General features: G+C 44.4%; 26 protein-coding genes. 11 read left to right on the top strand and 15 right to left on the bottom strand.

What is annotated here, in order from left to right; genetic code table 11:
- Together BMY70_RS04720 and BMY70_RS04715 are read left to right on the top strand one after the other, a co-directional pair.
- A partial coding sequence (locus BMY70_RS04720; RefSeq protein ID WP_177196958.1) for an ATP-binding protein occupies nt 1-244 on the top strand: 244 nt, incomplete at its 5' end.
- Nucleotides 245-263: 19 nt separating this feature from the next.
- Nucleotides 264-614 carry an SOS response-associated peptidase family protein gene (locus tag BMY70_RS04715; protein WP_374754691.1) on the top strand — a complete coding sequence of 117 codons (351 nt, stop codon included), beginning with the start codon at nt 264-266 and terminating at the stop codon, nt 612-614.
- 64 nt (nt 615-678) lie between these two features.
- On the opposite strand, the gene BMY70_RS04710 is transcribed toward BMY70_RS04715, so the two are convergent.
- Complete coding sequence (locus BMY70_RS04710; RefSeq protein WP_090332494.1) at nt 679-1,497, bottom strand: hypothetical protein; 819 nt, start codon at nt 1,495-1,497, stop codon at nt 679-681.
- Between the two features lie 53 nt (nt 1,498-1,550).
- Nucleotides 1,551-2,750, bottom strand: coding sequence for a DNA-methyltransferase (locus tag BMY70_RS04705; protein ID WP_090332492.1), 1,200 nt, complete (start codon nt 2,748-2,750; stop codon nt 1,551-1,553).
- A 107-nt stretch (nt 2,751-2,857) separates the two neighbouring features.
- Between BMY70_RS04705 and BMY70_RS04700 the strand changes: the two genes are divergently transcribed.
- Nucleotides 2,858-3,100 carry a helix-turn-helix domain-containing protein gene (locus BMY70_RS04700; protein ID WP_090332489.1) on the top strand — a complete coding sequence of 81 codons (243 nt, stop codon included), beginning with the start codon at nt 2,858-2,860 and terminating at the stop codon, nt 3,098-3,100.
- Nucleotides 3,087-3,692 (top strand): BglII/BstYI family type II restriction endonuclease, encoded by a 606-nt coding sequence (locus tag BMY70_RS04695; protein WP_090332486.1) that lies wholly within the window; start codon nt 3,087-3,089, stop codon nt 3,690-3,692. The genes BMY70_RS04700 and BMY70_RS04695 overlap by 14 nt, the downstream gene beginning before the upstream one ends.
- A 34-nt stretch (nt 3,693-3,726) precedes the next feature.
- On the opposite strand, the gene BMY70_RS04690 is transcribed toward BMY70_RS04695, so the two are convergent.
- Complete coding sequence (locus tag BMY70_RS04690; protein ID WP_090332483.1) at nt 3,727-3,906, bottom strand: hypothetical protein; 180 nt, start codon at nt 3,904-3,906, stop codon at nt 3,727-3,729.
- Here BMY70_RS04690 and BMY70_RS04685 point away from each other — a divergent pair.
- On the top strand, nt 3,905-4,201 hold the full coding sequence (locus tag BMY70_RS04685) for a hypothetical protein (RefSeq protein ID WP_090332481.1): 297 nt from the start codon (nt 3,905-3,907) through the stop codon (nt 4,199-4,201). The genes BMY70_RS04690 and BMY70_RS04685 overlap by 2 nt on opposite strands.
- Before the next feature lie 169 nt (nt 4,202-4,370).
- On the opposite strand, the gene BMY70_RS04680 is transcribed toward BMY70_RS04685, so the two are convergent.
- Nucleotides 4,371-4,568 carry a hypothetical protein gene (locus BMY70_RS04680; RefSeq protein WP_090332478.1) on the bottom strand — a complete coding sequence of 66 codons (198 nt, stop codon included), beginning with the start codon at nt 4,566-4,568 and terminating at the stop codon, nt 4,371-4,373.
- A gap of 843 nt (nt 4,569-5,411) precedes the next feature.
- Between BMY70_RS04680 and BMY70_RS04665 the strand changes: the two genes are divergently transcribed.
- Entirely contained in the window at nt 5,412-5,837 is a 426-nt protein-coding gene (locus BMY70_RS04665; protein ID WP_090332473.1) for a hypothetical protein, read from the top strand.
- Nucleotides 5,838-5,935: 98 nt separating this feature from the next.
- On the opposite strand, the gene BMY70_RS04660 is transcribed toward BMY70_RS04665, so the two are convergent.
- Nucleotides 5,936-6,097, bottom strand: coding sequence for a SymE family type I addiction module toxin (locus tag BMY70_RS04660; protein WP_090332470.1), 162 nt, complete (start codon nt 6,095-6,097; stop codon nt 5,936-5,938).
- A 988-nt stretch (nt 6,098-7,085) separates the two neighbouring features.
- On the opposite strand from BMY70_RS04660, the gene BMY70_RS04655 reads away from it, so the two are divergent.
- Nucleotides 7,086-7,406 carry a hypothetical protein gene (locus BMY70_RS04655; protein ID WP_090332468.1) on the top strand — a complete coding sequence of 107 codons (321 nt, stop codon included), beginning with the start codon at nt 7,086-7,088 and terminating at the stop codon, nt 7,404-7,406.
- A gap of 6 nt (nt 7,407-7,412) precedes the next feature.
- Here the strand turns inward: BMY70_RS04655 and BMY70_RS04650 are convergent, their stop codons facing one another.
- The 3 genes from BMY70_RS04650 to BMY70_RS04640 all read right to left on the bottom strand — a co-directional run bounded on the left by BMY70_RS04650 (nt 7,413) and on the right by BMY70_RS04640 (nt 10,710).
- A complete protein-coding gene (locus BMY70_RS04650; protein ID WP_177196957.1) occupies nt 7,413-8,078 on the bottom strand; it encodes a hypothetical protein in 666 nt (221 codons plus the stop codon).
- 130 nt (nt 8,079-8,208) lie between these two features.
- Complete coding sequence (locus tag BMY70_RS04645; RefSeq protein ID WP_090332463.1) at nt 8,209-9,462, bottom strand: HEPN domain-containing protein; 1,254 nt, start codon at nt 9,460-9,462, stop codon at nt 8,209-8,211.
- 939 nt (nt 9,463-10,401) lie between these two features.
- Nucleotides 10,402-10,710, bottom strand: coding sequence for a helix-turn-helix domain-containing protein (locus tag BMY70_RS04640; RefSeq protein WP_218148577.1), 309 nt, complete (start codon nt 10,708-10,710; stop codon nt 10,402-10,404).
- Nucleotides 10,711-11,158: 448 nt separating this feature from the next.
- On the opposite strand from BMY70_RS04640, the gene BMY70_RS04635 reads away from it, so the two are divergent.
- From BMY70_RS04635 to BMY70_RS04625, 3 genes are read left to right on the top strand one after another with little or no spacing between them, the layout of a single operon-like run.
- Nucleotides 11,159-12,532: a TlpA family protein disulfide reductase gene (locus tag BMY70_RS04635; protein ID WP_090332461.1), complete on the top strand. Its 1,374-nt coding sequence runs from the start codon at nt 11,159-11,161 to the stop codon at nt 12,530-12,532.
- 22 nt (nt 12,533-12,554) lie between these two features.
- Complete coding sequence (locus tag BMY70_RS04630; RefSeq protein WP_090332459.1) at nt 12,555-15,773, top strand: SusC/RagA family TonB-linked outer membrane protein; 3,219 nt, start codon at nt 12,555-12,557, stop codon at nt 15,771-15,773.
- A 16-nt stretch (nt 15,774-15,789) separates the two neighbouring features.
- Entirely contained in the window at nt 15,790-17,124 is a 1,335-nt protein-coding gene (locus tag BMY70_RS04625; protein WP_090332456.1) for a RagB/SusD family nutrient uptake outer membrane protein, read from the top strand.
- A gap of 96 nt (nt 17,125-17,220) precedes the next feature.
- On the opposite strand, the gene BMY70_RS04620 is transcribed toward BMY70_RS04625, so the two are convergent.
- From BMY70_RS04620 to BMY70_RS04605, 4 genes are all read right to left on the bottom strand, one after another.
- Entirely contained in the window at nt 17,221-17,475 is a 255-nt protein-coding gene (locus BMY70_RS04620; RefSeq protein WP_090332454.1) for a hypothetical protein, read from the bottom strand.
- A 143-nt stretch (nt 17,476-17,618) separates the two neighbouring features.
- A complete protein-coding gene (locus BMY70_RS04615) occupies nt 17,619-18,044 on the bottom strand; it encodes a MauE/DoxX family redox-associated membrane protein (protein ID WP_090332452.1) in 426 nt (141 codons plus the stop codon).
- Between the two features lie 178 nt (nt 18,045-18,222).
- Nucleotides 18,223-18,783 carry a Crp/Fnr family transcriptional regulator gene (locus BMY70_RS04610; protein WP_143072054.1) on the bottom strand — a complete coding sequence of 187 codons (561 nt, stop codon included), beginning with the start codon at nt 18,781-18,783 and terminating at the stop codon, nt 18,223-18,225.
- 20 nt (nt 18,784-18,803) lie between these two features.
- On the bottom strand, nt 18,804-20,003 hold the full coding sequence (locus BMY70_RS04605; protein WP_090332448.1) for a hypothetical protein: 1,200 nt from the start codon (nt 20,001-20,003) through the stop codon (nt 18,804-18,806).
- Here BMY70_RS04605 and BMY70_RS04600 point away from each other — a divergent pair.
- Entirely contained in the window at nt 20,002-20,187 is a 186-nt protein-coding gene (locus tag BMY70_RS04600) for a hypothetical protein (RefSeq protein ID WP_090332446.1), read from the top strand. The genes BMY70_RS04605 and BMY70_RS04600 overlap by 2 nt on opposite strands.
- Here the strand turns inward: BMY70_RS04600 and BMY70_RS30820 are convergent.
- From BMY70_RS30820 to BMY70_RS04590, 3 genes are all read right to left on the bottom strand, one after another.
- A complete protein-coding gene (locus BMY70_RS30820; RefSeq protein WP_177196956.1) occupies nt 20,174-20,317 on the bottom strand; it encodes a hypothetical protein in 144 nt (47 codons plus the stop codon). The genes BMY70_RS04600 and BMY70_RS30820 overlap by 14 nt on opposite strands.
- Nucleotides 20,318-21,238: 921 nt before the next feature.
- A complete protein-coding gene (locus BMY70_RS04595) occupies nt 21,239-22,396 on the bottom strand; it encodes a sensor histidine kinase (protein ID WP_090332443.1) in 1,158 nt (385 codons plus the stop codon).
- A complete protein-coding gene (locus BMY70_RS04590) occupies nt 22,389-23,222 on the bottom strand; it encodes a LytR/AlgR family response regulator transcription factor (RefSeq protein WP_090332440.1) in 834 nt (277 codons plus the stop codon). Before BMY70_RS04590 ends, BMY70_RS04595 begins: the two co-directional genes overlap by 8 nt.
- Between the last annotated feature and the right edge of the window lie 48 nt (nt 23,223-23,270).

The following is a 23,270-nucleotide window of genomic DNA, read 5'->3' as shown; positions in this document are numbered from 1 at the left end:
GCTCTTTCCAGTAGAAAAAAGTCAGGCGGTCTCATTGTTTAACTTCATCAACCTGCTCTACGAGAAAACCTGTTTTATTATTACAACCAATAAAATGGCAACGGAATGGGCCAAAATGCTGGATGACGAAGTGCTTGCAACGGCTTTACTGGACCGATTGCTTTACAGATGCGACGTGATCAGTATGAGTGGAAAAAGTTACCGAATGAAAAACAGAAAGACTTTTTTTGAACCCCAAAATTAACCCATGTATATTTGCCAAAGTGGTGCATTCCTGTTGCCAATTTTGGTGCACTCCTAATTTCCATTTTTGGTGCATTGTTAGTTACCGCTTACAAACGGACGCAAGCGCGTTGATGGCAGAAGTCCATAACGACGCCCAACGTCAGCCGTTGATATTGGATGGAGACGCAGCGACCGCCTGGCTGATTCCGGATTTGACACAGACGGAAATGACGGATCTTATGAAATATAAATATCCAGACGAAAAGCTAACAACTTACCGCGTGATGGATGGGATTTACAGTGCAAAGGTTGAAACAAACAAGCCGGGAGCGATTATGCCATATGAGCGGCCGAAGCCGGATCTTTTGACTTTGTTTGATTTGGAGTGATTATAGCCTTGAAGTATACCGATAATAGTCTAGAAGAAATTTTGTAACAGTGATGGTTCTTAATTCATCTATTTCTCGGTTTTTTTGGATCAGAAAGGGGGTTGGAAGGAGCGACTCGTGTAAGGTTATTTACTCTTAAACTATCAATACTATTATTGATAGAATTCAGCCTAGATACTAAACCATCCATTTGCCTGTGCTCGACCACGATTGTTTTTGGTACTGACTTTTTTGATTCGATATGATTGTTATAGTTAACTAATAACGATAACAGCAGTGCACTCGTAGAGATATACAAAGCAATTGTGGAATTGCGTGCAGATCTTGATGAATTTCTAGCGGATATTGAAGAATTAGAGGCAGATGTAGTTGCGCGGTCAATTTGCTGAGCAAACCTCTGTTCGTCTCTGGCAATAAATCCTTCATTACAAAATCTCCTAAACTCATCAGAAATGATAATTTCCTTGGTAGCATATTCTATGATTTTTGTCATTAATGTTGTATCATACATAGGACTAGATGAATGCTCAACCTGTGCTACCCAAGGTCCAAAAACGACATTTCGCTGTGCGGGTATTATATGAAATAAAGATATGTAAGCCTCTTTTTCAAGTAGTATAAGAAGATTAATTGCAACAACTAAGGTTCGAATAACAGAATCATTTTCCCGAATATTAACCTGAAGGACTCCATTGACAAATCCACCAAGCCTTTTTATAATAACACTATTTTCTTCGCTGTTGATTACTATCGAGACATCTCCAACAAACTCAGTAACAACTGTGGTCAAATTTAAAAAACTGTTTGGATCTTCAATTTTTGCTGCATCTAACGCAAGGATTCTTCTACAAAAGTCTTTTTCAAGTTCATTTAAACTTCGCATATATTTAATTGGGAGGAATAGATTTAATTGATATTTGTCAGTTGATTGTCAATTTAAAAATCTAATAGTAACGGCTTTAAAGTATTGAAACTCTCATCAGTCCAAAGTCCTCGTTTCTTCCTATCAATTGCGCTTTCCGCGGTAAAGAGCCTATTGTAGCCGTTGCGATACTTCGAAAGTAATGGGCGTTCAGATTCGATTTCTTGGAAACGAGCTAAAATATCATCTACAGGGCCGATTTCAACACCTATCCATTTTCGTTCTTTTAATTCTGCTACAACGTATGTGCTGCCGCTCCCACCGAAGGGATCAAAAACGACATCACCTGGTTGGCTTGCCATTTCAAGAATTCTGTCAATTAACTTAATGGATAGCTCATTAGCGCCTTTTCGTTTCTTGTATTTAGTATGGCGTACTGGCGGAATGTCGTACCAAACATCCGTCATACTAATACCTTTGGGGTTCATTTTGTCTTTGTATCCGCCATAATCTTTGAGGTCGCCTTTACATTTCGGGCAAATCTCCATAGGTAAGCGGTCCGAATTGAAATAATTAGGCTTTTTCCCTTTGCAGTAGTAAAGTAAAGAATAATGTGACGGATATAACCTTCCTTGAATTGGAAGGCTGTATTTTATATCTGCGGTAATCCAATGTCTAAAAGTAAGCCGCTGATTTAGATAATCTGATAAATAGGTATTCCACTTGGGAATATTCCATAAGAAGAAACTGCCACCTGGCTTCAAAACCCGGATACATTCGTCGATCCATTTTTCAGACCATGCAAGGTATTCTTTCTCAATAAGATTGTCGTTCATATTTGAAGGATACTGCTTATTAAGGTTAAAAGGCGGATCCGCAAAAATTAAGTCGACAGAATTATCCGGCATGCTTTGTAAAACTGTGTTACAGTCCGCTTGAAAAAGTGACCCATAACTTGTAACTAATTGAGGTTTAAGTTCGGTTTTTTCTTGTAAACCTGGTTTATTGTCAACTTTAAGTAGGTCTCCGATTTTTATTGCATTAATTGCGAGTTCCTCCATCAATTCAGTGGAAATGATTCCCATAGACAGCATTAAGACCGATTTGCTAATTCCTGAAATTTTGGCAATAGATTCGATTTCTGATATTGATGGCAGTATGTTGTTATCGTTGTAATATTTTAAAAGATGGAAGCTAATCCCAGTTTGTTCAGCAAAGCTAAGTGCTTGACTTCTATTGGTAATTCGTAAGGTTTCAAATAATTGGATTGCCATAATATTGTTAATATGGTACTAGAATGCACAAATATATAAATTATTGCAGACTATTGTCTGTTGATATCTGATTTGAATACCTATATCCTTGCCCAATTATTTCAGACATGGATATTGACATTGCTTTTGCTTCCCTACTTCGGACACTAAGAGAAAAAAACGGCCTTTCCCAAGAAAAGCTTGCTGAAAAGTGCGACCTCCATAGAACTTACATATCATTACTTGAACGCGGTAAACGCCAACCTTCATTAAATGTCCTTTATAAACTGGCGATAGGGCTAGACATTTCATTATCAAATATGATGTCTGAGTTGGAAACTAAACTCTCAGATAAAAATGAAAATAGTTAAAGAAAATTTCTTTATTAGTAAAGGAAGCTTTTCCGAATCCGAAAAGTTTCAGGAAATTTTAAAAGATATCAGAGATGGTATTGCATTAGTCAATAATCCGTTTTCCAGTCAGAATTTTAAGATTAATCCTGTGAGAAGGGGAAATGGAGTAAAGCCCATAAAAAATAATTTGATTGTCCATTTAGGGCAGAGAGACTGGCTACACGAACAACGAATTAAGATTGTCAACGGTATGGCTCCCGGACCGATTGATTCCGTTATTAAGACTGAATTTGGTCATTTCGCGCTTGAATGGGAGACTGGTAATATATCATCGTCTCACCGCGCTTTAAACAAAATGGCAGTGGGAATGATAGAGAAGAATATCATTGGCGGTATCCTCATTTTACCTACCAAAGACTTATCTCAGTATTTGACCGATCGGGTAGGGAATTATGAAGAATTAGAATCGTACTTCGTGATGTACAACAACCTAAATTTAACTGAAGGTATTCTCGGGGTGATATCTGTTACCTATGATGAGATAGATGCAGACGTACCGCTTATTCCGAAGGGGCAAGATGGGAATAGTAAGAAGGAAATTATTATCTAAAACAAAAAAAAAATGGGGGCGCAGCCCCCATTTCCTAAAACGCTACTGCCATTCTGCGAACCTGAATGTGCAATTGCTCGCAAACCTGTAACTTTCCAGGCAGCTTGTTATATTCTTCATCTCTTACCTGTTGCAGATCCAGATTGTATTGAATCCATCTAACTTCTTCTGCAAGGTACTCTTCAAGTCTGATCAATTTCAAGTAAGTTTCCATGTGTGCTACTGTTTCACCTGCTGGCACCGCACCGGCATTAGGCCCGGCCGTACGTGTTAGGTCTGATACATGCAAGGGGCAGCCGGGAAAAAATACTACCCGTTTTTCAGGGTGGAGATTTTTTTTTCGGACGGGCTTTTTTGCCCGCCCTTGCATGTTTCAGACCGGGCGTAACTTTGCTAATTCCGGTGTGGATGCTGTGCGATGGCGAACGCCGCGGCTAAAAGGTGTTTCCCTGTCGACCAACCTGGCGGGCAAGTGGCTGGCAGCTTTTTTTTCGCTGCCAGACGCCTAGGCCGACAGGATTTCGAAGCCAGATGTTCAGTAGCGACCAAGGAAAAGGTAATCTCTTTTGGACGTCGAGATGCTGTGAATTTTCAGTCGAGCTACAAATTAATTGGCTTTTAAGCCAGCGTAAAAGAGATGAATCTGAGCAAAAAAAAGGAGGCCGAAGCCCCCAAAGATTAATACCTACCAGGATATAACGTTCTCCTAACTACAAAATGTAGTTCCTCCAATAATTTTCCTAATTCAACTACCTTCCTTTCATTATTGTCACTCACTTCAATATCCTTTAAAGTAAACGTATTCCAAAATCCAACCTCTAATCCCAACATTTCCTCTAACTCTTTCAAATTCTGATACAAAATTTCATTTTCCATTTCTATAAATATTTAACCCTGCTAATACCACATAGCATTGCACCCCGCTTCACGTGTTAGGGATGATTGGTGCAACGTACCCTTGCATCTTTCGTTCGAGCGTATATTTCGTAATACTTGTGCGGTGTGACTGCCGTAAAGGTGCTAACTCGCATAGCCTTTCAAGTTCTTACCAAACCCGACCGGGCCAGGCGTTTGGCGGTTTTTTTGTGGCCGACATAACGCCTGGCACGGCGGGAGTTCAACGCCAGAAGTTCAGTAGCGACCAAGGAAAAGGTAATTTTCTTTGGACTGTCCATTATCCAAGATTCGGATCGGGTCAAACTACTTTCCGTCGCCATATTAAATAAAAAGAGGCCGAAGCCTCTTTTTTAAGGAAGATATAAAAGTTCAAAGATCTCTTCACGTAATTGCTTACGGTGATCTCGGATACTGTGCAACCTATTCCATTCTCCATCAGTCATCCTAATATTTCTCATATCAGCTTCAAACCTTTTGATTTGTTTCTTCACTTTCTTATCGAATTTGACGATTCTCTTACTTGCCTTGTTCATATTATAAGAATTTAAACCTGCCAGCTTCGTACCGGCATTACGCGGTTTGCACGTGATAAGGCTGATTCCTGCAAGGGTCTGCATTAAAAAATACTACCCGATTTTCCGGGTGGAGATTTTTTAAGGACAGACTTTTTAGTCTGCCCTTGCAAGTTTCAGGCTGAGCGTAACTTTCGTATTGCCGATATGAATGCCTGCCATCGATCGGTGTGGATTTGGAGAATATAATTACTGCTCAGCTGATGATTATTAATTCTATCTTTGACACCTACTCAATAAAACCTCTATCATGAAAGCATTTCTTTTCTTCTTCGTAGTCACTATTTTTCCTTTCGTTTCAAATGCTCAGAAGCCTCCAAAGAATGCAAAACAAATCATTTTGACCGTCGACAGTACGAAGTCACAGGAAACAACAGTCAAAGAGTTCGTATCATATCTAAATGACCGGTCTTACGAAATTGACAACTATAATAAGGATTTGGGTCTGGTTACTACCAAAGGAAAAGAAGTCAAATTCTGGCAACTCCGGTTGAGTGTTTTTATTGAAAACAATAAAATAAAAATAACTGGAACTGCTTTTACGAGTATGCTTGGTATTGAGAGTTATTGGCCGGTAGAAAACAAGGGTTCGTTGGGAAGTGTTTTTGTTCATACATGGAGAGAAACCAATGAAACGGCATTAAATTTTCCTCATTCGATGATCGAATACCGATAACACTAAAATTCATTTTACAAAAAAAGAATTGAAGTTGAGTCTTTTTATTTTTTTTCTGTCAATTGAAAGAAGTCGGGAGTTTTAACTCCCGACCTGGACTATGGACTGATTATGATTTGACCGTTAATTACAGCAATATTAACTTCCTGCCCGATTTGAAAACCGGTTGATTCCAGCCTGATCCCGGACAATGGCAAGGATGGAACGAACCGGATACCTCGTATCCGGCGTTCAGCTTTTTCCTGAACTTTGCGATTCATATCAGTAGGGGATTACCAGGTCTGAAACCTGATCATGAATTTTACGAAGCACAGCGTACTTCGTTTTTAGAAGAACTTTTGCAGCTGGTGACTTGGCGGAGTTCAGCTCTTTCTGCACTTTCGAGGTGTTGGATGATAACTCTGTTGGAGCGCATACAGTTTGTCAAGCGTGTCCATACTATTAAAGTTAACCTTCTGGAACCGTACCAGAATTGCGCGGTAGTGACGTGTTAGGTTTGGATTCGTGCAAGGGTCTGCGTTAAAAAAACTACCGTTCACGGTGGATATTTTTCAAACGACGGCTTTTTTAGCCGCCCTTGCATTTTCCAAACCGAGCGTAACTTTCGTTATTCTGTTATGGTAATTTTCGCAGTATAAGACGGTGTGTCATTGTCAACCAAATCTTTTGAGGTGAAGAGCTGCTGTTTGAAAGGAGTATTAGTAGGCCTGTCAACTTGCTGCAAATGAGTATGATTATATCTGCATTAGACAAAAAAGAAGCCAGAGGACAAACTCCGAACCTTTATAAAACACCCTCATTTGTGGCGATCTATCGCCAAACTTAAAGGTAGACAAACGTTTTAACATTCGGTCGAGTTTCAAAAACAAAAAAGACCAAAGCAAGACTCTGATCTTTTTTAAATTTAAACACATACTGACAATCCGAAGACGCCAGAGATGTATTTTAGACGCATAATAGCAATTTGGTCACAAGGATTGAAATTTGTTTGTCGATTGTCTGGCAGGATGGATCAATAATAACAACTTGGATGTTCTTCTGCCGCTGGATAGGACTGCCGCTGGATAGGCGCCCGGGCCATTTGCCGCAGAAGGGGGTGCGGGGTGCGGCAAATGGCCACAGGGGGCGCACAGAAATTTGAAAGGGGCGGGCCATACATTAGAACCCCGCAATGAAAGCACATGGCCCGCCCCGCCGACTGAACGAAGGCTGCTCCCGCGCCCCTTCGGGAACCGTTACGCAAAAGGCATGACAGCCATTTTTATGGCTGGCGTGAGCTTTTGCACGGCCGGGAGCAGACAAGGAAAGGAGACGTATAAACTCGTTTTGTGCGGCTGGATTGCGCGGTGGGAAAAGAGCGGGTTTGACCAGGGCGTGCTGAAACCTTTTTCAGCACTCATCTGCATTTTTATGCAGATTACGCGCGAAACGAGAGAACGGATAAAATATGAACAACCTTACGCCTGTGGCCGAAGTGCGTTAGGAAGAGCATTTAGCCGGGTCTGTTTTGCTTTTCGCAAATCTGGACAGGCTGAATGCTGTGCGGCTGGGGGCAAAATAATTACATGAGGATAGCTAGAACATATCTCGATTCTCGTAAGTGGCACTTAGTGCACTAATTACAACATCTGCATTATCCTTTACAAAATCAATTTGTTTTCTTGTCAATGGTCGACCATGTATTGCATAATTACATGTAGCAAGTACTTTTGGCAGTACTGTTTTTACGTCATTATTGATTAATCCAGATCGAGAAAGTTGTGAAATCTGTTCCAATAGAGACATTCGCTGGTTGTTAGCGATATCTGGGAAAAAATAGGCAAACAATCTATTAACAATCCTTTCAATTTTATATCTTACAACAAATAAGTCAATGTTATCATCCGTCGGTATATCTGAATCGACACCTTCTTTCTCAACTTCGACTAATTCAGGATTGCTTTTAATGATTTCAATTTCTTGCTTCAACTCAGATAATTTATTTTCTGATGGTGGTGGCCCGAAGCTGTGAAAAGTTGCGTTTAAGGTTTGATTTTGACTATTTCTAATATCGCTTTTAATGTCGCCAAACTGAATCCTAATTGACTCTTTTAGCTCATCAATTTCTTGTTTAAGCTTTATCCCTAAGAATTCCATTTCAGCAAATATTGGTACTAGCATCATTGCAACAAACAATCCTAAAAGAAATGAATCATTAGTAGTTGCATTACCAGAGGTAATGTCACCAAGTCTATATCCCAAAATAGAGGCGGTAGACAATAGTAGTAATATCCACCACCATAACTTGAAGTTGTCAGAGAATTTCATTTAAAATAACGGCGTGGCAATTAATTGATATCAGTTTATTGCCATTTTATATAGAAGATTGAAGTCAGTTGGGTGGAGATGAAATTTCAATAATTTCAGCACGATTATAATTATTTTGAAGAAAATCAATGTCTCTATCCAAATCCAGCCCTGATAATAATTTAGTGCTGTTTGCCAAAACATTTCCACATTTATCTTTTATAACAAAACTTGTAGTCATGCCAGATTGGTATTTATGAAAATTTGACTTATCAGCCATAATTAAGCTAAGGGATCTTAAATTATCATAACACTCTTCCTTGGTTTTATAAAATCCTCCGTTCAGTATAATCCTTCCTCCATTATCTGAAACGTTAAATGTATAGCCATCTACTGCAAAAGAAATAACGTGAATTTTACATCCATTAGATTTTTTGGAAATATCATCCTTGAATGCTTCAACTTCATTTTCATTTAATTGAATTGTTTCTATTTTGGCAGTTGCTGCATAAATAATATCCATTAGTTGGCTATGTAAAGCCATTCCGGATTTCAAATCTGAATTCGTAAATAAATTATTGTGTGCCACTTTGTTTCTGATTTCTTCCAAGGTTTTCCATTTGTTTTCAAAGCCCTTGGCTTTAAATGTATCTTTAAAGAATTTAGTGTAATTGCTCTCCAACCCTTTTTTTAAGTCTATTAACGCTTCCACTGTCTCCTCCAATTTTAATATCTGGGCTATTAAATTGGTTTTGTCGTATAGAGTAGTAAAGTCTGAGTAAACCATTTTCCCTAAATCGCCGAAATCAATTAAATAAATCTTGTTATCGATGAATTTTACAAAGGCTTTCTCATTGTCAGTTCTACTATCAGCTTTCGTGGCTGTTCTGGAATTGACGGTTAAATTCCACCAACTGGTGCCTATTTTACTAACAAAAAATTTTATTAGATATTTTCTCAATGAGGATTCGACTTCATTAATTAGTGGATATAATTGAGATGCTATCTGTTTTGATATAGTATCTTTGAGAACATAGGAATTATCTTTTTTAATGCCTAGTTTACTTAAATTTTCTAACACAATCAATCGTGCCTTTTCCAAGTATTTTGATTCTCCGGAAAAGGATAGCTGAAATATGCTTGTATTCGAATTATTTGTTTGATTGTCGATTTGCTCTATACTTACCGATGAGTTATTCATGTCCTCAATTTTATTCTTATTTAATTTGGGAGATTCCCAAATTTCATCTATTGAAATTAAATAAGAGGTAAAATCAAATGCAGTTTTTAACTTATACTCATCATTATAATCTACACAAAGAATTTCAAACACTTCCATAACTTTAACTTTAAATAAAGAATTTAGCCATATTGGATGTTTTATTTGAAATTATCAAACTAAACTCGCGCTTTGTACCCACAAAGTTATTTAACGTATCAAAACTCCGCCACCAACCCCTTCCTCCCTCGATACTCAAAAACCACCTCCCGCAATTTTTATTAGCAATGACCTGCAATTTGTATTTCCCATTTTGGATTGTGAGCAATGTCTAAGAATTCACCACTTCGGCGAATATACAGAGGTTAATCTTGTGGTTAAAAAAAGTGTTGCCCTTCTTCTATTGATAACTTTCCCGATCAAATTTCTTAAGTGGCATCTGTAAAGCAAGCGGTTTAGTGAAACTGTTTCAAACACTTCGTCGTCCAGAATCTTGCCCGATTCCGTTTTCATTTTAATGGCTGTAACAATAAAACATGTCTTGTTTAAGAGCCGATTCATAAAGTAACATAGTGAGAACGTCTGACTTTTCTCCACCGGAAAGAACATGATATCATCAATAAAATATTGTTAGAATTTATATGTCTATTATAATCTGGATATTCCTCTCCCTACTGTTTCTTCATCATTATCGTGAAGTTTTTCATGGATGCGGAACCAGTAACAATTGAAAACCACAGCGAGTTGCCATAATTTCGATGGAATGAGTACCAAAAGGCAGGAATTTCTACTTATTTTAAGGCGCAGAAAATAGATGTTTAAAAAAAGCAAATACACATTTGAATCAATCTGGTCGACCAAATAATGGTTAAAAGGTCTACCAAAGTTTTACCAAATCTGACGAAGAACCACTTTAATAGGACTATCTATATTCAGTTTGTTCAATTCATCGATTCAAGCAAAATTTTGACACATATAAATCTAGAATCGAATTAGCTTCCAGCTATCCTGATCATGAACTAATTCTTAATATTACCTTTAAAATGAATTACTTTTGCCCTAAAATAAAGGGGAATCAAAAAAGTCTTTTAAACTGATGTCAATAGATTTACAGAATTTGTTAATACTGTAAATTGAAGCTCCTCTTCCAGATTCTAATCGGTGTAGTGCTTGTTTATCTTTCTCCAGATTTTCGATTGCAAAATGATTTTGCTTCTTACCAGAGGACTTTCTGAGCTCTTTGATCCTTTTGGCAATAGCGTTTTTAACTAATAAGTCTTTTTCATCCAGTTTTGCACTCATGTGTGCAATCAAAAGAAATTTTGAAAATAAAAAGTAAACCATTTGGCTGACTTTTTGTTTTTTCATATATTTGTTTATAATTTGATATTTCTTAAAAAATAGAATCAACTGTGTAGCATTCCAATTAGAAAACAGGTAATTTTTGGAACGGGGCCAAGTTAAATCGATCGCGGCCTAGGCGTGAGCTCGGCTAGTCGTTCCAGGGTTCTACCAGTACCTCTAATGAAACAAGTTGAGTCTCACGTCCTTTAAGGTTTTGCCGCATCCTTTCGAGACTCAATTGATTTTATTGCCTTTTGTTTCACGCTGCTTTTTTTTAGCACAAACCAAATTGCGCGTATGATGTCTATTCTTGCCCTGGTGATCTGTCCGCCTGATTGAAAATCTGATTTTCCTGATTGTTTTGCTGTATCCGATTATTTCGGTGTTCAGGCTCTTCGTTTCTTTTAGGTTTAGCCCAGTTTAGACTCGAACCGGAAATCTATTGTTTTCACTTCCTATTCTATTTGTTGCAATGAACGCACGTTTTTGCTCCCTGGGCAGACTATTGCCTGACTTGTTTTACTTTACGATTTTATTTATCCTGCTCTGGTGCTGGAAACCGGCAGTCGGCCAGTCTGCCGCTACCGTTCCAATCATCGGACAGAAGGTGCCAGACGTGGATCTGGGCCAGGTGCTCCGCTTTAAGGACGGCAAGGCCAAGCTATCAGACTTTCAAGGAAAGCTGTTAATCCTGGACTTCTGGGCGACCTGGTGCAAGCCCTGCGTCATGATGATTCCGCGGATGGACTCGCTTGAAAAGCAGTTTGAGGGGAAGGTGCAGTTTCTGCCCGTAAGCTATCAGACCGCGGAGCAGATTGCTGTTTTTCGCCAGAAACTCGCCAGACGAAACGGCATGCGTATACAGGGCCCGGAAGTGGTGGGTGATACCCTTCTAAAATTGTTGTTTCCGCATAGCGGCGTTCCGCATTACGTGTGGATTGACCAGGAAGGGGTGCTCAGGGCCGTTACGGGACTGGAAGAGATTACAGCGGCGAAAATACAGCAGGTTTTAAGCAGCTTATCTGCTTTTCTGCCTGAGAAAAAAGATGAGCCCCGACTGTCCTATGACCCGCATACCACGCCGCTTTTTGAATTTATCGGCCAACAGAAGTTACCCGCCTTCGGAGAGGTAAATTACCATGCGCTTCTGACAGGCTACATCCCGGGAATGCAGTCCAGGACCTCTTTTCTTAAACCCAGAGTGAAGGGCCAGAACTGGCGGCTTACCTACTGTAATGAGAATCTCCGCTCGATGTACGGCTACGCGTACGGCAGGGCCAGACGCTTTTTTTCGGATAACTCCATCTCGATTGAAGTGCGCGACAGCAGCCAGTTTTTTCATATGGGAAAAACGGCACGGGAGTGGATGCCGCAGCATAGCTACTGCTATGAACTGGTCGTTCCGGCGCAGCTGGCCGACAGTGGATTTGCCATGGTGCAAAAAGATCTCAGGCGCCTGTTTCCCCAGTATGAAGCAAGGGTCGAAAAAAGAAAAATGAAGGTGCTCGCGCTGGTCAGAACATCTGCTTCTGATAAAATCAAAAGCAGGTCTGAGCAAAGAAAAGTGTCCTATGACGGGTTTTCTTATCAGGCTCAGCGCACCACGATGGAAAATTTTTTGGTGGGCCTGAACGGGATCTATATGAACAGCTCGCCGATGCCGATCGCTGATCACACAGGGTATCAGGGAGAAATTGATTTAGCGCTGGATGTGAAATTCTCTGATCTGGAAGATGTCAACCGCGGCCTTTCTCGCTACGATCTCAGGCTGATTGAAACCGTGGACAGCGTGGAAATTTTGGTGATCAAAGACCGTGTTCGGATGGATACCTCCGCAGAAAATTAACCTTCACTTCTATTATTCCAACATGAGAACATACGTTACTTTTTTTCTTGCCTTCTATTTGCTACCGGGCTTTTTTCTTTCAGCGAGTGGCCAGTTTATCGCCAGGGGCATGGTTGTCTCCGCCTCCGACTCGCTTGCACTGCCCGGGGCAGTGGTGAAGGTCAAAGGCGGCAGTCAGGGCGTTACCACGGATGAAAAAGGCCGGTTTCAGATCGCGCTTGTGGATTCTTCCGCCAGGCTTCAGATCTCTTACATCGGGTTTCGTACCTTGGAAATCAGCGTTCGTTTTCCTTTGCAGACAGACTTGACCGCCGCACTTTCACCGGATGCCAACCAGCTTGGGGAAGTGGTGGTCTCCACGGGCTATCAGACTGTTCCCCGCGAGCGGGCCACAGGCTCATTTTCCAGTGTCAGCCATGCGCTTTTTAACCGCAGGGTCAGTACCGATGTGATCAGCAGGCTTAATGATCTTGTGCCGGGCCTGATCACCAACCGGGGAACCGGTTCAGCCCGGGGACTTTTGATCCGCGGGCAAAGCACGATCAATTCATCTGCGCGGCCGCTGATTGTCATCGATAATTTTCCCTATGAGGGGGATCTAAGTACGCTGAACCCCAATGATGTGGAAAGCGTTACGGTTTTAAAGGACGCTGCTGCGGCCTCGATCTGGGGGGCAAGGGCCGGAAACGGTGTCATTGTCATTACCACCAAAAAGGGGGCAATCGATGCAGCGCCGAAAATCAGCTTTAATACCAATTTTACGGCCGGACAAATGCCTGATCTTTTCTATCAGTCTCAGACCAGTGCCGCAGATTTCATTGAAAACGAGCGGCTGCGCTTTGAAGCGGGAAGCTACAGCAATGCTGAAAAAAATATCCGGCAGTACCCTTTCACGCCGGCCGTTGAGACGCTGATCGCTGCCCGCGATAAGACGATCACACCGCAGCAGGCCCAGCAGCAGCTGGATGCTTTTAAACAGATCGATGTCAGAAACGATTATCAGAAATATTTGTATCAGCCCAGCCTGAATCAGCAGTATTCGCTGGGAATTCAAGGGAGCGGTAGCAAAAACCGGTATTTTCTCTCCGGCGGCTATGACCGCAGCCGCGCCAGCGAGGTGGGTAACCATTACGAGCGTTTTTCGTTTAATGCCAGTAACACCTATGCGGTGAGCAGGCGTCTGGACCTGACTGCGGGAATCTACTTCATACAGAGCACCAGCACCCAAAACAGTCAGGGGCTGCCCACCTATACCAACGCGCTGACCGGCTACACAGGAACGGCCATGTACCCGTATGCAAGACTGGCGGACGGCAGCGGCAATCCTTTGGATCTGATCCGGCAGAACCGCCTTTCCTTCGTGCAGAAGGCGGCAGGAATTGGGCTGCTCGACTGGAGCTATAATCCGATCAGGGAAATCAGTCTTGCTGATAATAAGGTAAAACTCACGGATTACCGCATGAATCTGACGGCAGACTATAGAATCTCAAAGGCACTACGGGCCAATATTCTCTACCAGTACGCGCGCGGCATCAGTGAGGGCAGAAACTATTATAGCGCTGCCACCTTTACAGCGCGTAACCTGGTAAACTCTTTCAGCTCGATCGGCGCGGGCGGAACCCTGGTCCGTCCCATTCCGGCAGGAGGGATCCTGGACCAGGCGACAAGCGCATATCAATCCCATAACCTTCGCAGCCAGCTGGATTACAGCCAGAGCTGGGGCCGGCATGAGGTGTCGGCCATCGCAGGCGCAGAACTTCGCGACCTGGCAAGAAATGGCAGTACCTACCGGGTATACGGCTATGATAATGCGTACGCCACGGGCAAGGCGGTCGACTACGTGACCTTTTTTCCAAATTTTGTTAACCCCTCCAATAGCAGCAGAATTCCGTATCTGGATACAAAAACAGGGGAGTCGGACCGCTACCTTTCTTACTACGCCAATGCGGCCTACACCTTCCAAAAACGCTATGTATTTTCAGCCAGTGCCCGGCTAGACCAGAGTAATCTTTTCGGGGTGAAAACCAATGACAAAGGGGTCCCGCTTTTCTCCTCGGGCCTGGCCTGGAACCTGAGCCAGGAACCTTTCTACCACGCAGCATGGCTTCCCTATCTGAAACTGCGGGCCACCTACGGTTCGAGTGGCAACAGCAACAAAAATGTTTCGGCTTTCACCACTGCCGCCTTCGGCGCGCAGGGTGATGCTGCTACCGGGGCAACGTATGCCACCATCCAGAATCCTCCCAATCCCAGCCTTCGGTGGGAGCGGATTCAGACATTTAATGCCGGCGTTGACTTTGACACCCGGAACCGGGTTTTTAGTGGCAGTCTGGAATACTATCATAAAAAAGGGATTGACCTGATCGGCGTCAGGCCCTATCCGGGCTCATCGGGTATTAAGACCTTCACAGGAAATTATGCTGCTACGAAAGGACAGGGGATTGACCTTTCCGTTCAGGCGCGGATTTTTGACAAGGAGTTTAAATGGTACAGTATGCTGCTAATGAGCCAGGTTACCGATAAGGTCACAAAGTACGATGAAACCACGCTGGCTGTTTTTTACCTGGGAAACGGGGATGGGGCCGGGACCTATCCTTTGGAAGGAAAGCCGCTGTATGCCCTGTACAGTCTGCGCTGGGCAGGGCTGGATCCTTTGAGTGGCGATCCTTTGGGTTATGTGGACGGGGAAGTCAGCAAAGACTATGCGGCCATACTTTCCGCCGATCCTTCGCAGATGATCTATCATGGCCCGGCGCGGCCGAAAGTGTTCGGCGCTTTTCGCCAGACCGTGAGCTGGAAGGCGCTATCGCTTTCTGTCAACATGACCTACCGGCTGGGCTATTTCTACCGCGCACGATCTGTTTCCTACTCGGACCTTGCCGATGGACTGACCGTGCATGGCGATTACGGGCTCCGTTGGCAGCAACCAGGCGACGAGCAGCGGACCCAGGTTCCATCCCAGCCGGCATTCCCGGACAGTAACCGCGATAATTTCTACCTGCTTTCGCAGGGTCTGGTTAAAAAAGCGGATCATGTCCGGCTTCAGGATGTAAATCTAAGTTATAACTGGTCCAAAAAGACGGGCTCAGCCTTCCCTTTTTCAACCGCGCAGCTTTATGTCTATGCCGACAACCTCGGAATTTTATGGAAAGCCTCCAAGGGAAAGCTTGATCCGGATTACGCGCAGGCGCTTTACGCTTTGCCGCGCACGCTGAGCATAGGTTTGAAACTTGATTTTTAATATTAAATGTTACGATATGAAATGCTTTATCTTTCTAGTACTTGCGGTGCTGCTCTGCAGCTGTCAGGAGCAGTTTCTGGACAAAAAACCGCAGCAGTCACTTCTGGTACCGCGTACGGTCAGTGACTATCAGGCGCTGCTGGACAATGCTAACAGTCTGATGAACGTGGCTCCTTTTTTACCACTGGCCGCTGACGGCGATTTCCGGGTAAGCGAAACGGGATGGAACAACCTGGCGCAGCCCGTACGCAGTACTTACCTTTGGAGTGATGAGATTGCCGGACAACTCAGCGACTGGGATATTCCCTATAAACAGGTTTTTACCTGTAACGTCGTGCTTGAAGGGCTTGAAAGCCTCAGCGAAGAAAACCAGAGTCCGGCTTACCGAAATCTGAAAGGAAGCGCCTTGTTTTTTAGGGCGCTGGCTTTTTACAACCTTGCCCAGCAGTTTGCTGCACCGTACGATCGGGCCCGCGCCACGGCGCTGGCCGGCATCCCGCTTCCGCTGTCCTCAGATATCAACCTTCTGATGCCCAGGGCTTCGCTTGAAACGACCTATGCGCAGATCATTGCTGATCTTGAGGCCGCACGGCCTCTGCTGGATCAGACGCCGCAGCTGCTGACGCGTCCGAGCCAGGTGGCCGTCTGTGCGCTTCTGGCCAGAATTTATCTTTCCATGCAGGACTACAGCAGCGCCTTAGGGCAGGCATCCCTGGCTTTGGCTGAAAAAAAGACCCTGCTGGACTATAATACCCTTAAAGCGGGTTCGAGTCTGCCCTTTCCGGTGACGCTCAATGTGCCGAATCCCGAGGTGATCTTTTACCTGCGCGCCAATAATACGTTTCTTGCCAATCAGGCTGTTTTTGCTGATTCGGCTTTGATCGGACGCTACGATGATCTGGATCTGAGAAAGCATTTATTTTTTACCGGTCAGCTTCAGTTTAAAGGCTCCTATACCGGCACGATCTATCCCTTCCAGGGGCTGAGCACTGATGAGCTTTACCTGATCCGCGCGGAATGTCTGGCCCGCTCCGGCCAGCTGGCTGCAGCCGTGCAGCTGCTTGATGAGCTTCTGCAGACCCGCTGGGTGAAAGGAGCCTTTGTCCCGCATGCAGCCGGATCCCAGCAGCAGGTCCTCAACCTGATTCTTTCCGAGCGAAGAAAGCAGCTCGTCGGCCGGGGGCTCCGGTGGAGTGATCTGAGGCGGTTAAATCAGGATCCGCAGTTTGCGCAGACCTTAAAAAGAACATTTTCCTCCCAGGTCTACATGCTGAAACCCGGCGACAAAAGGTATCTGTTCCGAATCCCGCTCGATGAGATTGCAACGCATGACATTGCGCAAAACCCGTAAATCAATTTTATCTTTTTTAGCCCGGCACCTGAAAAAAGCCCGCCGGATTTCCGGCGGGCCTACCCTTAACAACGATTTGACGCGGCTGTGATGCTCTTACAAAGAAGCTCTTCCCCGTACAGGCTCAGAGATATTACCCTCTTCATCCTGAAAGGCCGAACAAAGCTTGGTATTATCACTGTCACAGCTGACGGTAGCACCGGCCGGAATTGGCGTCCAGGTCGGGCTGGCTGCATTGGGTGTGGAATTGTAGACATTGGACGCAACCATGCCTGAATGGTTTGCCATGGCCAGTCCGCCACTCAGCAGCAATGCTGCCACAAACAAAAAATCAACTTTTAGCTTTTTCATAACCTTTAAATTGAAATGTTAAAAATGAAAAAAACGAAGTTTGCTTACTCGGTTTGCAGGTTTTCAGCGGGGTCCTCAGGCCCATTCCCTGGCATAGACAGGGCAGCCGTCCGGGCTGTGCCTGCTACGTCTTCTGGTATTGGTCAAAGGGGCATAGGGTCTTGCTTTGATCGAAGCAGCCGAACGCCCCAAATTGAGAGCAGAAGAAAAAAGAGATTAAATACCAAATGGGACTGTATTCCCATATTCTTAAGTACACCTCCGCAGCTGCAGGGCACCCTTTCGAATACGTTCAGCACGGCAAGGCCCATGTACAGGGTGAATACCGACAAGAGCACCGCGGATACCAAAAGCCCGTAACGTTGGAACCTGGGCCAGATCAGCATGAGCACCGTGCCAAGCTCGGATACCGGAATCAGCCAAAGCAGTACAGGTACCGACCAGCCAGGGACTGCCTGGTTTTTTAGCTCGCTTTCAAAAACGGCCAGATTCGAAAGTTTAGCCGTGGCCGTGTAAAAAAATAAGAACACAAGCGCCAGGCATATCAGCCTAAGAATTTTGGTTTTCATCTCGCTTAGAATTTATCATGTACTTCGGCCGCGCAGCTGCCGCTTAAACCCTTTTGCCCCAGGGCCGCTGGGAGATAAAACTAGACTGAAAATAGCTTAGGTAACTTCCTGTATCGTAAGTGGATATCGTTTTATTTTTTGTATGGAGCTTTATTTTTCAGGGTAATTGCGGGTTTTTTTAATGAAAATTTCTTCTGATTTCGCTCATTCTGCCCGGGGAAATTTCAAGGTAGCTGGCAATATCTTTCAGCATCAGGCGTGCCGCTGGAAATACCTGCTGGAACTGCACATATCCCTGCGCGGTGGGAAGCGAGCATAGAAAAGATTTGAGCTCACCCTGGTTTCGGTCCTTAAGAATAATCTTGCTTGCAATCTTCGGGGCCTCGCTGAATGTATGATACAGGAAAAGAAGGCTGCTATCCGAAAGGGTACTCACCTGACTGTCTTCCAGTAGCATGATGCGGTCGGCCGCGGTACTGTGCGTTGGTCCACTGGCCAGCAGCATTACCTGACCCTGTTTCCAAAAACGGGTCACATGTTCTTTTCCTTCCTGATCCTGATAGTACCCTTTGGCAAGGCCGCTTTCCAGAAACCAGATCATAGGCGTCTTTCCGCTTTGTTTGAGAAGATCGCCCTTTCTAAAATTTTTTAGCGTCAACGCCTGATCTAGTGCCGCTGTAAAGGCGGGGCTCATGGGGTATAGCGATGCGAAATGTTTAGTGAGTTCGAGACTTTTCATCGTTGGATTTGTTTTTGATGTCAGTATTCTTTGATCCAGGTGATCACCGATTCAAGCACTTTGATAACAGTCAGTTTGTCTTTTTCTTCAAATGCGTAGGATTTTGAGCGCATGCTATCCCAGGATAGATCCGCTTTACGGGGCGTGGAAAGAAAAGGCGCGATGCTTTGAAAAACCGCATTCATCGAGCGGGCCTTAATGATCCGAAGCGAGTCCAAAGCTCGCAAAATCAGTCCGATCTGATCTACCGATAGCAGCACCAGCACCTTCAATGCGCCTGGTTCCGCGGCTGTTCGTAAAGCGCTCAGATCACCGGGCGGATCAGCACTCCAGCCGGACTGCTCTTTGAGAAAGCCTATTTCCTGGGTAAACCAGTTGGAAATAACCTTTTTTAGATCCGAATCAAACGGACTGAGTCTGACGCCGTGCCTTCGGTGCATCTGATTGAACCGCTTGTATTGCAGCATCAGTAGGTGAATCTTATCCCGGGCAGGCTCAACTGCCTGGACACGCCGGGACAGATGATCAATATAATAATCCATAAACGGCCGGCTGTTAAAGTTCAGATAGACCAAAAGTTCAACCAGTGCATAATCCAGGTCGGCTGCCGGATTCAGGGAAAGTAGCTGATTAAGCCCCAGCAGCAGCTCCCGCTGGTAGGAAACGGTTCGAAAACTTTTGTTTTTTAGCATGGGCCCGCCCGGCTCCGCACTTAGTGCTTCGAGCAGGACGCCGATCAGAACAGGGTCCGCCTTTCTTTGGTCCAATTCTTTTTTTACCAGGCTGATACCCCTTTGGTACTCTTTTTCGAACTGGGCCAGGTAGGCATCCGGTGCCCGGTCATCAAGGTCCAGATACGCTGCAAAGCTGCTTTCGATAAAGATCAGAAGATCATAAACGCAGACCGCCGTCCGTTGCAGCGCACCTATGGTCAGCACATTCAATGGATGGATCCTGGTTACTCTGCGGGCCGTCTGTTCAAGAAGAACCAAAAGACTTCCGTGTTGCTGTCTGATCAGATGCTGGATTTTGCGTCTGCTGGAAAGCGTAAAGGTCTGGTGGTTCAAATAGGCGATATAGTCCTGTTTTTTCTGATGGAGCTGGTTTGTTATGTTTTCATACTGCGCCTGAGAAATCGTACTTACTTCGGATTCAGAAGAATCCAGTGCAATGGTTATAATGAAATCCAGCCATTCCAGGGTATTTTGCTTTTCTATCATGAGAACGTCGAGTTTAAAACTAAAAATTTTCAATTCTAAACAGAAGGGTGTTATCGTCGTCAGGGTGCTGGTACGGATCCGCGGCAGGGCCGCAGTGATCATCGGGCGTAATAAAGTGGAAAAGCAGCCCTATGCGGAGCTGCTTTTTGAAGCCGGGAAATTATTTGAATTTACCTCCGCGTAATCAGCGTACAAATCATTCCGCTGGTCGTAATCGGGTCTGGCTGTGATTTTTCAGATTTCTTCTGCCAGATCTGGCTTCCAAAATGATTCAGTGGCACCTCTTTGAAAACGGGTTTTTGCTGCTTTTTCATAATCGTCTGTGGGTTTGTGAAAAAATAAGACAAGCTGCAAATCAAGGGTTCGTTCAAAAGGTGTAAAAATTTTTGTGACCACTAGGGGTTAAAGTGGTTTGAAAGGTGCTACGTCTGTTTTGTATCGCCTTCTTACCCGCGAGCCTGGGTGCGAATGGTTAAAAGACCGTCCGGTGTGACAGCTTGGGGACCAGACGCTGGGATCAGGATATGTGTGCGTTCGATTTTGTGCCAGACATGACCGGGGTGCTGGCATTTTGATGACCACAGTTGCTTTATCTTAATTGTGATGCACCAAAAGCCTGATTTACAGGCATAATTTTTAGCCGGAAGATATGAATCTGAGCGCAACCTGAATTAATAAACAGAAGATTTGCTGGATGCAACAGGAGCAATTTTAGCCGGTAGATGGCCTGGAATCATCAGAGCCGTTTGTGGCGGCTTTTTTAATCGGGAATCCGGTAGGCGCTGGTAAAAACTGTGGGCAGTAAAATTTTGCCTTCCATTGCGAGCTGGCGCGTATTATCGCCCTTCAAGAAGAAGTAGTGCAAAGCCAGTAGCCTACGGGGAGTAGTGCAGGACCCGCTATAAGGGGAATCACAAGCATGCCAACTCTTATGCTATGGAAAGGTTCGCTTGCAGAAGGGGGCAGACCGAAGAAGCCTCCCAAACCTGCCGCCGGCGGGTTTGAAACGCTGATGGTGATTTAGCGTTTTGTGATCAGAGAATAGCCAGGGCTTTCACGGCGCAAAGGCTTCAAAGACCGAAGAATAAACCCAGAAAAGAATGGTGCGGCTCATTTTGATAACCGTCTGTCTATTATTTGGTTACCCAGTGGTGGTGCTGGGTAACCGATATGCTTTGAATTTAGGATGTGGCTGGCGGCATATTCGCTTTTAGGTAGCGGGCAGGGTAAGGATTTTACTGACTATTTTCGGAAGCCTGGGTAAAGGGTAGCGTCAGCAAAACATGAAACTCATCATCGGTTTGTGTTGCTATCAATTCAAAAGTGCTCAAAAAACTCAGCTGCAGACGTTTTTTTATGTTGGAAAGACCAATGCCGATCCTGTTTTGACTGCTTGGTTTGTGGAAAATTTTGGGTTTGCTGTTTCTGATGCTTAACTCGAGCCTATCACGCCAGATAATGAGCGAGATGTTAATCCAGCAGTCTTCAAACGTAGGATAGACCCCGTGTTTAAAAGCGTTCTCGACCAGTGTGAAAAGAATCAGTACAGGTACAAGCTTATCAGTAGGGATGGGGTGATTTTCCCTGACAGTGACTTTGAGACGGTCCTCAAAGCGGCGGGCTTCCAGACTCAGAAAGTGCCTTATTGCCGCCCATTCCCTGTGCAGTGCAATCATTTCATTGCCTGTCTCATACAATGTAAAGTGCAGTACTTCGGTAAGACTGACCAGATATGTGGCCGCCTTTTCGCTGACGGGCAGCAGTTCTGCCAGAACCGAATTAAGGGTATTTAAAATAAAGTGCGGGGCTGGCTGCGCCCGAAGGATGGCCAGGTCATTTTTTAATTTACCGGCAAGAAGATCCCTTTTTTCGATCTGTTGCCTTGCTCCGTAACCTGTCATCTTCAGTCCCAACGGAAGAAAAAGAAGCTGTGTTTCGGTAATGTCATAAATTAGCAGCATCCACCAGTCATCCAGGCGATTTGAGCTGACAGGTGCGAGGTAAAGGCTTCCAATATCATTGAAGGATTTGGAAAGCGTGCTTAGGCCAAAGCCTTTATCAAGCGTAAAGAAAACGGCTACGTTGGCGGCGTGCATCAAAAGCACCATCAGAATACCGGTCAGAATCATCAGGCTAACTCCGTAATACTTTTCTGTAAGACGGCTAAAAGCGCCTGCCGCCAGATAGTAAACCGGAATAAAACGCAGATAATACAGCCCGTAGGAGACCACCCAGCTCGTTTCAAAATGAATTTTTTCTTTTGATCCTGCAAAGTACAGCAGATGAAAGATCATAAACAGCAGCCAGAACAGGGCATGGTATTTCATGCGCTGCCGAAGCGTCTGCGGCTGCAGCATATAACGCAGCGGAAAATGTTGTGCATGTCTATCCATAAAGTGGGCCTAGTTTTTTTAATACTTCACTTCTCAAATACCTTGATATTTTCGCCTTGTGTTTGCCTTTGTGCATCAGGATCTCATTGCCGTTCAGCCGTTCTACCAGCTCACCGTTTACTATATACGACTTATGCGTTTTGATAAAAAAATCGGGCAGCTTCTCCAGAAGCAGTCCCAGTGAAGTGCGGACCAGGTGCCTTTTCCCTTTGATAAACATAGAGACATAATTGCCGCTTCCTGTGATCATCGACAGGTGTTTGTATTCAACCGGAAGAATAACCTTATCGACGCGAATCCACATCCTTTTTTCTTCGAAAGTAGGAATATGCCTGGGGTGGGGAAGGATCTGGTCAGGAGCGCCGTTTGCTTTAAGGAGCTGAAAAGGGTGTAAAGGGTCCAGTGGTAAATCATCAGGTTCCTGCAGGTCAGCTGAAGCGGCCTTAGCGGCCCGCAGCTGGCGGACTTTGTGAACCGCTTTAAGAAACCTCTCAAACGAGATGGGCTTTAAAAGAAAATCCACTACATTATGATCAAAACCATCAATTGCAAAACGCGCGTGCGCGGTGGTCATAATGACCGATGCGCGGATGCTGCCGACAATATTAAGCAGCTCCAGTCCAGTGATGTAAGGCATATCGACGTCCAGAAAAATAATATCGGGCTCGCGCGTGGAGATTGCTTCCAGTGCTTTGACTGCGTTCATGCAGCTTTCGGAAAATTCAAGTCCGGGGACTTTTCCAATGTAAAACTTAATGGTTTTGTGCGCCGCACTTTCATCATCAACGATCAGGCAGCGGAGCGGCCTGGAAATTTGCTGTTTCATCCGTTTCAGAATTTAAATACAAGAAAAGAATCCTGCTGGGCTACTTCT

It is taken from the genome of Dyadobacter koreensis (genome assembly GCF_900108855.1).
Lineage (GTDB): Bacteria > Bacteroidota > Bacteroidia > Cytophagales > Spirosomataceae > Dyadobacter > Dyadobacter koreensis.
The sequence above is the reverse complement of the archived record's forward strand: the minus strand, read 5'-3'. Positions and strand labels throughout refer to the sequence as shown.

Bases quoted from the DNA above. Each gene is read 5' to 3' on its own strand.
- BMY70_RS04710 (WP_090332494.1), bottom strand. From the start codon at position 1,497: ATGCGAAGTTTAAATGAACTTGAAAAAGACTTTTGTAGAAGAATCCTT.
- BMY70_RS04705 (WP_090332492.1), bottom strand. From the start codon at position 2,750: ATGGCAATCCAATTATTTGAAACCTTACGAATTACCAATAGAAGTCAA.
- BMY70_RS04700 (WP_090332489.1), top strand. From the start codon at position 2,858: ATGGATATTGACATTGCTTTTGCTTCCCTACTTCGGACACTAAGAGAA.
- BMY70_RS04695 (WP_090332486.1), top strand. From the start codon at position 3,087: ATGAAAATAGTTAAAGAAAATTTCTTTATTAGTAAAGGAAGCTTTTCC.
- BMY70_RS04685 (WP_090332481.1), top strand. From the start codon at position 3,905: ATGTGTGCTACTGTTTCACCTGCTGGCACCGCACCGGCATTAGGCCCG.
- BMY70_RS04690 (WP_090332483.1), bottom strand. From the start codon at position 3,906: ATGGAAACTTACTTGAAATTGATCAGACTTGAAGAGTACCTTGCAGAA.
- BMY70_RS04680 (WP_090332478.1), bottom strand. From the start codon at position 4,568: ATGGAAAATGAAATTTTGTATCAGAATTTGAAAGAGTTAGAGGAAATG.
- BMY70_RS04665 (WP_090332473.1), top strand. From the start codon at position 5,412: ATGAAAGCATTTCTTTTCTTCTTCGTAGTCACTATTTTTCCTTTCGTT.
- BMY70_RS04660 (WP_090332470.1), bottom strand. From the start codon at position 6,097: ATGAATCGCAAAGTTCAGGAAAAAGCTGAACGCCGGATACGAGGTATC.
- BMY70_RS04655 (WP_090332468.1), top strand. From the start codon at position 7,086: ATGACAGCCATTTTTATGGCTGGCGTGAGCTTTTGCACGGCCGGGAGC.
- BMY70_RS04645 (WP_090332463.1), bottom strand. From the start codon at position 9,462: ATGGAAGTGTTTGAAATTCTTTGTGTAGATTATAATGATGAGTATAAG.
- BMY70_RS04640 (WP_218148577.1), bottom strand. From the start codon at position 10,710: ATGAAAAAACAAAAAGTCAGCCAAATGGTTTACTTTTTATTTTCAAAA.
- BMY70_RS04635 (WP_090332461.1), top strand. From the start codon at position 11,159: ATGAACGCACGTTTTTGCTCCCTGGGCAGACTATTGCCTGACTTGTTT.
- BMY70_RS04630 (WP_090332459.1), top strand. From the start codon at position 12,555: ATGAGAACATACGTTACTTTTTTTCTTGCCTTCTATTTGCTACCGGGC.
- BMY70_RS04625 (WP_090332456.1), top strand. From the start codon at position 15,790: ATGAAATGCTTTATCTTTCTAGTACTTGCGGTGCTGCTCTGCAGCTGT.
- BMY70_RS04620 (WP_090332454.1), bottom strand. From the start codon at position 17,475: ATGAAAAAGCTAAAAGTTGATTTTTTGTTTGTGGCAGCATTGCTGCTG.
- BMY70_RS04615 (WP_090332452.1), bottom strand. From the start codon at position 18,044: ATGAAAACCAAAATTCTTAGGCTGATATGCCTGGCGCTTGTGTTCTTA.
- BMY70_RS04610 (WP_143072054.1), bottom strand. From the start codon at position 18,783: ATGAAAAGTCTCGAACTCACTAAACATTTCGCATCGCTATACCCCATG.
- BMY70_RS04600 (WP_090332446.1), top strand. From the start codon at position 20,002: ATGAGAACGTCGAGTTTAAAACTAAAAATTTTCAATTCTAAACAGAAG.
- BMY70_RS04605 (WP_090332448.1), bottom strand. From the start codon at position 20,003: ATGATAGAAAAGCAAAATACCCTGGAATGGCTGGATTTCATTATAACC.
- BMY70_RS30820 (WP_177196956.1), bottom strand. From the start codon at position 20,317: ATGAAAAAGCAGCAAAAACCCGTTTTCAAAGAGGTGCCACTGAATCAT.
- BMY70_RS04595 (WP_090332443.1), bottom strand. From the start codon at position 22,396: ATGGATAGACATGCACAACATTTTCCGCTGCGTTATATGCTGCAGCCG.
- BMY70_RS04590 (WP_090332440.1), bottom strand. From the start codon at position 23,222: ATGAAACAGCAAATTTCCAGGCCGCTCCGCTGCCTGATCGTTGATGAT.